At 50.9% G+C, this 11,978-nt stretch carries 8 protein-coding genes; all 8 read left to right on the forward strand.

Going from position 1 to position 11,978, the window contains the following annotated elements; all coding sequences use genetic code 11:
- The first annotated feature begins 58 nt into the window (after nt 1-58).
- The 8 genes from AC6I7T_RS03705 to AC6I7T_RS03740 all read left to right on the forward strand — a co-directional run bounded on the left by AC6I7T_RS03705 (nt 59) and on the right by AC6I7T_RS03740 (nt 11,862).
- The gene (locus tag AC6I7T_RS03705) at nt 59-880 is read left to right on the forward strand and encodes an HpcH/HpaI aldolase family protein (protein ID WP_497791957.1); all 822 of its coding nucleotides are present in this window, start codon (nt 59-61) and stop codon (nt 878-880) included.
- Between the two features lie 10 nt (nt 881-890).
- On the forward strand, nt 891-2,039 hold the full coding sequence (locus AC6I7T_RS03710; protein WP_497791959.1) for an iron-containing alcohol dehydrogenase: 1,149 nt from the start codon (nt 891-893) through the stop codon (nt 2,037-2,039).
- Nucleotides 2,040-2,053: 14 nt separating this feature from the next.
- Nucleotides 2,054-3,448: a hypothetical protein gene (locus tag AC6I7T_RS03715; RefSeq protein ID WP_497791960.1), complete on the forward strand. Its 1,395-nt coding sequence runs from the start codon at nt 2,054-2,056 to the stop codon at nt 3,446-3,448.
- Between the two features lie 56 nt (nt 3,449-3,504).
- Nucleotides 3,505-4,926: an alpha-L-fucosidase gene (locus AC6I7T_RS03720; protein WP_497791961.1), complete on the forward strand. Its 1,422-nt coding sequence runs from the start codon at nt 3,505-3,507 to the stop codon at nt 4,924-4,926.
- Nucleotides 4,927-5,062: 136 nt separating this feature from the next.
- Nucleotides 5,063-6,361, forward strand: coding sequence for a glucuronyl esterase domain-containing protein (locus AC6I7T_RS03725; protein WP_497791962.1), 1,299 nt, complete (start codon nt 5,063-5,065; stop codon nt 6,359-6,361).
- Nucleotides 6,362-6,618: 257 nt separating this feature from the next.
- Nucleotides 6,619-8,145: a DUF5605 domain-containing protein gene (locus AC6I7T_RS03730; protein ID WP_497791963.1), complete on the forward strand. Its 1,527-nt coding sequence runs from the start codon at nt 6,619-6,621 to the stop codon at nt 8,143-8,145.
- Between the two features lie 19 nt (nt 8,146-8,164).
- On the forward strand, nt 8,165-10,891 hold the full coding sequence (locus AC6I7T_RS03735) for a beta-N-acetylhexosaminidase family protein (RefSeq protein WP_497791964.1): 2,727 nt from the start codon (nt 8,165-8,167) through the stop codon (nt 10,889-10,891).
- Nucleotides 10,892-11,037: 146 nt separating this feature from the next.
- Nucleotides 11,038-11,862, forward strand: coding sequence for an IclR family transcriptional regulator (locus tag AC6I7T_RS03740; RefSeq protein ID WP_497791965.1), 825 nt, complete (start codon nt 11,038-11,040; stop codon nt 11,860-11,862).
- Nucleotides 11,863-11,978: the final 116 nt, after the last annotated feature.

Below are 11,978 nucleotides of genomic sequence, written 5' to 3' on the forward strand. Positions count from 1 at the left end.
GGAAAGACTACTGTTCACTAAACCCGATGTCGTGCGTTGTAACTCTGAGAGAGGAAGAATGACAAAACTACAAGAACTTATCAAAAGTCAGGGAGGGCCACTTCTCGGTGTTGCTCTTTATTTCTATGATCCAATTTTTTTGGAGATAGCAGCACATCTAGGATTCCAAGTTGTTTGGATTGAGATGGAGCATGCACCGATTACCTTTGCTGAAGCCGCAGACCTATGCCGGATGGCCACCGGCAGCGGAATGCTAACAATGATTCGTATCCCAGACACACGTAGAGAGAATGTACTCAAAGCAGCAGAGTGTGGTCCGGATATCCTTGACCTGCCCATGGCAGAATCTCCTGAACAGCTCCGTGAGTTAGTTCAATTCGCAAAGTTTGCACCCGAAGGCCGTCGCGGCTACTTCAGCGTATCCCGCGCAGTGAAATATGGATTGGTAGATAGCGTTTCGCAAGAACAGCAGCAGCGGAACCGCGATCTCTGCCTGTTCGCACAGGTTGAAACCAGAGAGAGTGTCAAAAAAATTGAAGAGCTCTGTTCTGTTCCCGGAGTCGATATCTTCATTGGACCTGCCGATCTTGCAGCTAGCTTAGGAGTTCCTGGGCAAACCAGCCATCCTACAGTGCTGGAAGCAATCGACCACACAATTGAGCACGCAAGGAAGCACGACAAGATTGTCGCCGCTGCCTGTGGCCCCGCTGATTACGACGTCTGGATGCAGCGTGACATCGATCTTCTCTTCTGCACCAACGACATCGCGGCCCTTAAGACTGGCGCTCTAGATGCTCTGAAGAAAGCGGAAGCGGCCATCGAACGTGCAAGAATGAGTTCGCTCAAAGGCGAACGCATTGGAATCGGCCAAGGAAAGTAAAGAGGCTCCAGTGAGAACAGTAGAAATCCATCAACCACGGAAACTGGTCTTCGGCAGCGGCTGCATGTCCCAGTGCAGCGATGATCTGGTAAAGAACGGTACCCGTAGCGTTTTTCTTATCACCTCATCTGTCACCGCAGGACTTGCCGATCCGCTGATCGCATCGCTCCGCAAGAAAGGCATAACCGTCACTGCCTATTGCCGTATCGACAAGGAGCCCACGGTCGAGAGCTTTGAAGAAGCACTTGAAGCCTCTCGCCAGGTAAATCCGGATACAGTAATCGGAATCGGAGGCGGTAGTGCACTCGATGTAGCAAAACTTGTTGCCGCCTTGACCAACAGCAAGCAAAAAACTCGCGAAGTTTTTGGAATCGGTCAACTGACAGGTCGGAGCACAGCTCTCATCTGCTTGCCGACTACTTCCGGAACCGGCAGTGAGGTATCGCCGAACGCTATTCTTCTAGATGAAGAAGAACAACTGAAGAAGGGCGTCATCAGCCCATATCTTGTTCCGGATGCTACCTACGTCGACCCTCAACTGACCGTCTCAATGCCCAAAATGGTTACGGCCGGAACTGGCCTTGATGCCCTCACACACTGCATAGAGGCATACACCAACAAATTTGCTCATCCCATGGTGGACGTCTATGCACTGGAAGGCATTCGCCTCGCCAATAAACATTTGTGCATTGCTATCCAGGAACCTGGCAACCTCGAAGCTAGAGAGGGGATGTCTTTGTCGAGTCTCTACGGGGGACTTTGCTTAGGACCGGTTAATACTGCCGCTATCCATGCCTTGTCCTACCCGCTGGGCAGCGAATTCCATATTGCCCATGGAATTTCAAACGCCGTCCTTCTGCCTCACGTTTCGGCCTTCAATCTTAGTGCAGCACCAGAACGTTATGCAGAGGTGGCCGTAGCTCTCGGAGTTAAACCTGGAGCAAACGCAACCGCGACCGCGAAAAAAGGTGTCGAACGCATGCATTCCCTACTTAAGGAATGCGGTGTTCCAACCAGGCTCCAGGATTTTAAGCTCGACGAGAGTGTTATTCCTGGCATGGCAGAATCGGCCATGAAGGTCACGCGTTTGTTGCAAAATAATCCTCGTGAAGTTAAATATAAGGACGCTGAACAAATTTATCGGGCAGCCTTTTCCTGAACTCAGGTCTACCAATGAACCGACGCACGTTTCTTTCGTCCCTTGCTGCTGTAGCTGTTGTTAACACTCTGTCTCGGTCTGTCTCAGCACAGACTGGGACAGGTCAACTTGAAATTGATTTCGCCACTCGGGGCTTCTCAATTCCCGAGGACTTCAGTGGCCTTTCCTACGAAACGGCACAACTCGCCAATCCAGCGTTCTTTTCCCGCTCCAATAAGCCGCTCATCGAACTTTTTCGAGGATTGAGTCCCAAAGGTGTGCTCCGCCTCGGTGGTGGCTCCAGCGAGTACACTACTTGGTCCGATCAGGCACCAGCTTCTCCACCTCCCTTTGAGGTATTTGGCCCGGACACGAGCAAGACAGTAAAGCACGGAACACTGAATACGCCTCAGGCAATTCAGAATCTGCGCGATTTCCTGGATGCGACCGGATGGCGCTGTATTTATGGGCTAAATCTCGGACAAGGCAGCGTAGAGAATGCCGTAGCGGAAGCTGCTGCAGTACATAAGATCCTTGGTCCCCGGCTTATCGCTCTGCAGATTGGGAATGAACCAGATTCCTTCCGCAAGCGTTATCGTGCAGAAACTTATAGCCCTGCCGATTTCGTAACAGAGTGGAAGAAGTTCCACGAAGCAATCGCAGCCAAGATTCCGGAGGTAAAGTTTGCCGGACCTGACATCTCCAACAAGATTTCTTACTTCACGGAATTTGCCGCCGAAGCTCCACATCATTCGGACGTCACGCTGCTGACAGCGCATTTTTATGCAATGGGTCCCGCCGGCTCGCCTAAAGCAACCTTGGACAAACTCTTCGTTGCCGATCCCTCTGTACAGACAATGTCGGATGCAAAGCTCGCTACGGCACTCGATTCGGCACGGCAAGCGAAACTCCCCTTCCGCCTTTCTGAGGGGAATTCATGTTGGGACGGCGGTAAACCTGGAGTCTCCGACACTCTCGCCTCGGCACTTTGGAGCGCCGACTATATGCTCCACGTAGCTCAGCTTGGAATAGTTGGAATCAATTTCCATGGTGGCGGGAACGGCTTCTATACGCCAATTGCAGGAGCGCCATCGACGGGTTTCATAAAACGTCCGGAATATTACGGTATGCAGTTTGCACAACAACTGGTTGGTTCCACTTTCCTCAAGGCAGACCTCAAGGGAACCAAGCCTACGTTAACCGCATATGCACTGCAAAAAGAAAACCGGCGTCTTCTCGTCGTTTTCAACAAATCCAATGAAGCGACTCAATTGAAGCTTCCACAAGGACTCAAGGTCAAATCAAAGGCTGTACGCCTCACGGGGCCAGCCTTCGATTCAAAAGCTGCTCCTGTCTACCAAGCAATATCTGTATCATCATCGAATTCCCTCACAATTGCAGAACGAAGCGCTACGCTCTACACGCTATAGAGCCTTGGTTGACGACATTACTGGCTTGAGGACCTAGAAAGGAATCACACAGCTCAATGGATAAAGAAAGTCTTTCCCGGCGATCATTTGTGAAAGCTCTTGGCGCGGCAGGAGCCCTAGCCTGCTCAGGCACTGGGCCAGCTTCAACTGTTCTGGCAGCAGAAAAGAAAGAGGAGCAACAACCAGTTTCCGAAACGATCTTGGCACAAAGAGCCTCACGAGAGCGCCGTATGCGCTGGTGGCATGAGGCCAAATTCGGAATGTTTATCCATTGGGGACTCTACAGCATCATCGGTCATCAGGAATGGGTTTTGGAATCCGAAGGGATTCCAATAAATCAATACGAGATCCTGGCCAAGTACTTCACCCCCAAGCCAAATGCTGCCCGTGAATGGGCCAAGCTTGCTCGTCGTGCAGGACAGAAATATATGGTGTTGACCACAAAACATCATGAAGGTTTCTGCCTGTGGGATAGCAAACTTACGGATTACTGCGCAGGCAAACAAAGCGGCCGTGACCTTGTCCGGGAATACGTCGAAGCAGCTCGTGCTGAAGGACTGAGGGTCGGGCTATATTACTCGCTGATGGATTGGCATCACCCGGATGGAGCTATCTGTGCCACAGACGAAGCAGCCCGCAAGAGATTCGTAGAGTACACGCATGGACTCATTCGTGAATTGCTGACCAACTACGGAAAGATTGACATCATGTGGTTCGATGTCGATTGGCCGCTGAATGCCCAGCAGTGGGAATCCGAGCGGATGAACAAGATGATCTTCGAACTCCAACCCGAGATCATCGTAAACAACCGCAACGGACTCGAAGGAGACTTCTCCACTCCCGAACAGAAAGTCGAAGCAGCGGAAAAGGGCCGCGCATGGGAGTCCTGCATGACTCTTAATGAAGGTTGGGGATATCAGCGCACCGATAGTGAATGGAAAACGCCTAAGAACGTCGTAAACCACCTGGCAAGATGCGCACAGGGTGGCGGCAATTATCTGCTCAACATCGGCCCCATGCCGGATGGCTCCATTCCTCCTGAAACCACCCGCATTCTGGAAGAAGTCGGGAAATGGATGGACTCAAACGGTAAATCCATCTATGGAACCGAACGAGGCGATTTCCCAAGCTTCGGTAATTATGACAACTTCAGCAAGAGAGGCAACTTGCTGTATGTACATGTTTACTTCTGGCCAGGAAAGACGCCGGCAGCACAGTGGCTTCCCTTCTTCCAACCAGATCCTGTCGTAGCTATCGGAGGAGTTAAATGCAAGGTCAAAGCGGCACGACTACTAAAGACCGGACAGAAGCTGACCTTCACTCAGGACGAGATCTCTCTGCGGATTACAGGACTTCCCACCGAGCCTCCCGACGATCTGATTACGGTAGTCGAGCTTGAATGTGAAGGAGAGCCAGCCGTGGATCACCATTGGATCAGGCCTAAGTGGCAACGCTACAAGGTCAATATGAGCGTCTAGTATCTTCCGGTGCGAATTGGGGACCGAGAAATCTAGAGCTGGAGTACGGGCGTTCTTGGCCTCACTCACAATTTACTTCGTATGTGGCGTGTCCTGTTCCGGGCCATGCCGCATACCTCTTCAGGAATACCCTTCTGTGAAACGTCGATTCCTCTATAGTCTTCGCAACTTTAGTCTCCCGGTCATCCTCTGCTGCATGCAGGCATTGACTTCGCCCGTATTCGCACAGGATAAGCCGGTAGCCTCATCTCAGTTACCGGACCTGTTACGTATGGCGAATGGATCGCCAGTTACAAGTAGAAAGCAATGGCCGAAACGCAGAGCGGAGTTGCAGACCATTCTGACCAGAGAGATGTATGGCCAGATGCCCCCGCGTCCAGAAGCAATGAGATTTGAAGTTGTAGAAGAGGCGAAAAATGCTTTAGGTGGAATCGCAACCCGTAAACAGGTTCGCATTCTGCTCAAAGGAAATACAGAAGGGCCAAGGCTCAACCTCCTGATCTACCTTCCTCATTCCGGAAAAAGTCCTGCGCCTATGATTGTAGGGCTCAACTTCTGGGGGAACCACACGATCAATAGTGATCCTGCGATCTTGTTATCTGCCCAGCCAGTTGAGTCAGGGAAAACTCCTTGGGCAAATCTTTCGTGTGCCCAAGACCATCATGCAACAGAGGCCTGCCGAGGTATTAACGCCAAACAGTGGCCTCTCGAAACGATTCTGAAACGTGGCTATGGGGTGGCGACGGTATATCGGGGAGATATCGATCCAGATTCCAAGGACGGATATGAAGGTAGCCTTCGGGCCCAATATCCTGACCTCCACAGCATTCCCGACAACTTTTCTACAATCGGCGCTTGGGCATGGGGCCTAAGCCGCGTGATGGATTACCTCGAAACTGATCATGATGTCGATCATGGGCGAGTAGCTGTTTTTGGATGGTCACGACTGGGAAAGGCGGCGGTCTGGGCCGGAGCCACAGATAAGCGCTTTGCTATGGTCATCAGTAATGAATCAGGGGCAGGAGGGGCTAAGCTCTTTCATCATAACCAGGGAGAGAACATCCGGAGATTAAATACCCTGTTTCCCTATTGGTTCTGTAACAACTTTAAGCAATACAGCGATAAAGATACGACGCTCCCTTTCGACCAGCACATGGTCCTGGCACTGATTGCTCCGCGCCCTCTTTACATTGCCAGTGCGCAGGACGATCACTTCTCCGATCCGGAAGGTGAATTCCTTTCAGCTCTGGCAGCAAACTCCGTTTATCAATTTCTGGGTACCGAAGGACTTCCCACCAAACAGTGGCCAGCAGTAAATACGCCCGTTGCAGGGCAAATCGGTTATCACATGCGCACCGGAGGCCACGATGTGACGGATTATGACTGGGCCCAGTTCCTCAACTTTGCGGACAAGCATCTGAGACACAACCAATAGCCCTGAATCACCGCGGTCTGGAGTTGGGGAACCTGTCTTCTCTGGCTCCAGCCTGCGTCGTAACACACGCTTTCTCTCTAGGCTTCCCCATACCTTTGTCCTAAAATATATTTCATAGTCAACGCTTAATTTTCATTTTTATACTTTTATTGTTGACATCCTTGAAATCAAGCGAATAGAACATTGGACGAACCATCCTTAACAAAATACGTGTCCGTAAAAGCCTGAGGATGGGCAGAAGTGCCACAGGAAGAGAAATGAACAGAAGAGATGCAATGAAGCTCGGAGCTGGAGTGGTCTGCGGTTTGTATCCAGCTTTAGCAGCCCAGGGTGCTGTAGCCGCCGCCACCAAAAGCCATTCCGATGGGACGACCGAACAATGGGGGATCTTCGAAGTAGCACTCCAAGGCCCCACCAGTGGAAACCCCTTCGTAGACGTCAACTTCTCTGCAAAGTTTCGTCTCCAGCACCGTACTGTCGACGTAGCCGGCTTTTATGACGGTGACGGCACTTACCGGGTTCGTTTTATGCCCGACGCAGCTGGGGCATGGACCTACGAAACCGTGAGCAGTGCTAAGGAGCTGAATGGCAAAACCGGTTCTTTTACCTGTACCGCTCCCACCAAAGGGAATCATGGCCCGGTTCAAGTCGCACATCGCTTTCATTTCCAATATGCAGACGGCACACCATACTTTCCATTTGGAACTACCTGCTACTCCTGGAGCTTTCTAGGCGAAGAGCTCGAGCAAAAGACACTGGATACGCTCCGCACCTCCGGATTCAACAAAGTGAGGATGTGTGTTCTGCCTAAGGGCTCGGGCAAGAGTGAGGTCTTCGGTAAGCCCTATGAGAAAGATGCTTCCGGGAAATTCGATCTGACTCGCTTCAACCCTGCCTACTTCCGCTATCTGGAAAAGCGTATCCAGGACCTGATGAAGCTCGGAATCGAAGCCGACCTCATTCTCTTTCACCCCTATGACTCTCTCGGCTTCAAGGCCATGCCTGCCGATGCAGATGACCGCTACCTCCGTTATCTGGTCTCACGGCTCGCTTCCTATCGGAATGTCTGGTGGTCCATCGCCAATGAGTACGACCTGGTAAAAACAAAGACACCATCCGATTGGGATCGCTTCTTCCGTATCGTTCAGGAATCGGATCCTTCGCAGCATCTGCGTTCAATTCACCACAGCAAAGTTCTCTACGACCACGCAAAGCCATGGGCAACTCATGCCAGCTTGCAGACCTATTCGTTTGAAAAGACAGCCGAATGGCGCAACGCTTGGGAAAAGCCCATCATCTTCGACGAAATCCAATACGAAGGCAATGTAAATCGCCGTTGGGGCAATCTGCCTCCGCAGGAGATGGTACGTCGCTTCTGGTTAAGCATTGTTGCAGGAAGCTACTCTTCTCACGGAGAGACATTTGTCAGCACCGACGGGACCCCGTCCTGGTCCGACGGAGGCACTCTGCGAGGAGAGAGCGCTCCACGTATCGCATTTCTACGCAAGATTGTGGAAGAATCCACCACTGTTGGCTTCGACGAAATAGAGGATGCCTATTACCCCTCTGCCGCACAGCAGAACCAAGCTTACCTGTATTACTTCGACTTTCATCAGCCGGCAGACTATACGTTTCCACTGCCCGAGAATGTCAAATTCAAGGCAGATCTTATTGATCCCTGGGAAATGACTGTTAAGGAGATTCCTGGCACTTTCTCGGGAAAGAGCAAGATTCAACTTCCGTCCAAACCCTATATGGCGGTTCGTTTCCGGAAAACAACATAAACAGAAGTTAGGACGGATAATGGCATCTCTGATCGCACCTTTGAAACACTTTCGAACTTTGCCCCACTGGGGTAAGTGCCTACTTTTACTGGCACTTTCGTCTGGAATCGCGCCTAATCGGGCGTTGGCGTCAGTAGAGGTTGTAACGCCGAAAGACGCTTCCCCTCGCGAGTTGTATGCGGCAGAGCGAATTCGTACTGTATTGGCAGGCATTCCGTCCTTGTCTGCACCGGGATCACAAGGGAAGATCCTGGTAGCAGTACGTAATTCGCAGTTGCTCACAAGCTATAACCTGCCCCACTTCTGGCCTGGAGCTACAGAAGCCTTCCTCCTTCGCAAGATTGGGGACACTTGGATCGTTACTGGCAGCGACAGTTCCGGAGTCTTATATGGAAGTCTGGAGCTCATCAATCGGATCCGTACCAGTAACGCACTTCCGGCGGAATTGGATTTCGAAGACCATCCCCTCCTTAGTCTGCGTGGAACCTGCATCGGGATGCAGAAGATGGAAATCACCTATGAAGGCGGCGAGTACGATTATCCATACACGCCGAAGGATTTTCCTTTCTTCTACGACAAAGCGGCATGGACTAAGTATCTAGACTTTCTTGTCGAAAACCGGATGAACACTCTCTATCTATGGAATGGTCATCCATTTACTTCACTACTCAAGCTGCCAAAGTATCCGGAAGCGCAGGAACTCCCCGACGCTCAACTAGAGCAGAACATCGAGCTATTCAAGTGGCTTACCCACGAGGCGGATCGCCGTGGGATCTGGGTAGTACAGGGCTTTTATAACATTCACCTCTCCCATCCTTTTGCCAGGGCACATAAACTTCCCTACCATCTCTCGCAACCTAATGAGCTAGCCAGCGAATACACGCGTTATGCCGTCTCTGAATTCATTCGCCAGTATCCTAATGTAGGGTTATTAATGACTCTCGGTGAAGCGATGCGTCCGGAATACGGAGCTGAATGGCTTACAAAGACCATTATCCCTGGAGTGAAGGACGGCTTGCGGCAAATAGGTTCTACAACCGAACCACCTCTTGTCGTCAGGGCACATGCTACCGATATCGACGCTGCTATGGAAGCAGCGAAGCCCCTTTATCACAACATCGATATCATGCAGAAATGGACGGGAGAATCGCTCACTTGGTACGACGAGCGAGGGAAGGTCAGAGAAAAGACCTCACGTCTAACCAATCTTGCTTCCGTAGATATCGCGAACATTCATATCCTGGCCAATCTGGAACCTTTTCGCTGGGGATCTCCCGACTTTATTCGAAAGTGCATCTTTAACTTTCAGCGGATCGGAATAGGCGGAGTTCATGTGTATCCCTTGCGTTATTGGGATTGGCCGTACTCAGCTGACAATGCGCAGCCATTGTTGCAGCAAACCGATAGAGACTGGATCTGGTTTGAAGCCTGGGCACGCTATGCATGGAACCCTAATCGTGATTCCAATGCAGAAGGACGCTATTGGGCGGCACGAATCGGAGAAAAGTACGGCAATGAGCAAGCTGGCGAAAGATTGCTTGCCGCTTATAACCTATCCGGAATCGCCGCTCCGGGGCTACTCCCACGGATTGGAATCACTGAAGGTAATCGCCAGGCCTTTGCGCTTGGTATGCTGATGCCACAGTTGATCGACGCTAACCGCTACGGACCTGCAGAGGACCTTTGGACCGGGGATGCCCCTCCCGGAGAGCGTCTTTACGACTATGTGCGAAAAGAATGGCTTCATCAGCCACATCAGGGCCAAACACCTCTGGGTATTGCCGCAGAAGTAACAGATTCAGCTGCAAAAGCCGTAAAAGCAGCAGAAGATGCTGCACCTTATGTCACTCGTAATCGCGAGGAATACCAGCGCTTTCTAAATGACATGCGTGCCATTCATGTCTTAATGCAGTATTACAACGCAAAGACTCAGGCAGCCGAACTTGTAATGCTGTATGGATACGATCGCCAACGGGAACATCTGGATCAGGCAGAAAAGTTGCTGACCAGCAGTGTCGAATTCTATCGACAACTTGTGGCACTAACAGATAAGACATATCGTCAAGGAACAAGTTTACATACGGCACAGAGGCAGATTCCCTTCCCCGGAGCCCCTGGGGAATACACTCACTGGAGAGATTGTCTTCCGGCTTACGAAAAGGAGCTAGAGATTTTTAAAGAACGTCTCCATTGGCTGGATACGGCAAATAACACGGCGGTGAGTAGCACAAAACCAGCCGCTTCCATATCCTTTCATCTGACAGGAAATGCTTCCCCGACAGGAGAGCTAGAAACGTTCTCCGTCGATACAGGAGCGAAACTCTTTACGGATACAGATGCAGTTATTACTCAGTTATTACCTGAAATAAAAGGTTTGACCGGTGTCCGTATCGCACGGGATAAAGCGAACGATAAAGGAGTTCAACTGCACCTTACTCTCGACAAGCCCGCGGAGATCCTCGTCGGATTCTATAAAACGGCATCGAAGAATCATCCTCCAGCCGGTCTCAAGGGATCGGGATGGGAGCTACAGACTGTGAACGGGGTGGAGGCTCAAGGAAATCCATCGCTCGCGATCTGGAGCCGTACGCTTCCGGCAGGCAAAATTGATCTCGACATTGGGAAAGGTGCTTATGTAGTCTTGGGATTTGTCCCCCCGAATACCAAGATCACACCGCGCATAGGATTTTTTGGTAATTCCGATACTGGTCAACCACCGGATCTGGATTGGTTGTTTGAAAATTGAGGAACTGAAGCGCTTTATCGCTAACTGAAATCTAAGCGTTCCAATCCCCTTGCTTAACGATGTACTGAAAATTACACCGTCAGCATGAGAAAAAATGAGCATGACGGAAAGCTCTGCTAAACTCAAATCTTTAGGTAACGTAAGCTATGGTCAAAAACAAGGTAGCTCCGCCTCAACGCCGGCGTAGGCCCAAAACCGAAGGACAAGACGACGAGCAGTACTACTCGCGAACGATTGGCCGGGCTTTGGACGTCATGGAGTGCTTTTCCGATGAAAGGCCACGCCTGTCGCTCACAGAAATCAGCCGTATTATCGAATTGCCTGAGTCTTCACTCTTTCGAGTCCTATTGACCCTGCAAAGACGTGGCTATTTGGATCAGGATAGTGATGGAACCTATCAGCTTTCGCATCGAGTATTGTATGGGCGTGTTGCAGAACGTGCAGAAAGACTGAAGAATGCGGTGCAACCCGACCTCCAGGCCCTGGCCAGCCGCTTCAACGAAACAGTTAGCTTCGCCTATCTCTTCGAGTCGCGGATTCAGGTCCTAAGTGTTGTCGAAACCTTCCATGAAATTCGGGTCTCCAACAAGCCAGGCCGAGTCTTGCCCCCGCACTGCAGTGCAATGGGCAAGGCCATTACAGCACATCAGTCGAATGAAGTTGTCGATCAGATTCTGGAAAGCTATGGCCTCACTCGTAGAACTGAAACGACTATCACAGATCGCCAGTCCCTGCTTCGTGAGTTCGAGCAGATTCGCAAACAGGGTTTTGCTTGCGACCGCGAAGAGTCGATGATTGGCGGTATTTGCTTTGGAGCAGCCATTGTTCCGGCTAAAGGTGGTCATGTCGTTGCAGCACTGAGCATCTCGACTCCAACCATCAGAATGACTTCCGAACGCGAGAAAGAGATTTCTGAAGGCGTGGTTCGTGCAGCCAAGGAAATAGCCGATCGCTTCTTTAAAGCTAGCTAGATTCTGGATCTGAAATATTCCAAAAGCCTCATTCGAAATCGAATGGGGCTTTTTGGTGGCCAGAAAACGGCGATAGAGGAAATGACTCCCAGTTGATTCTATCCGGCCGGACTATA

Source organism: Humiphilus diazotrophicus (assembly GCF_059726315.1).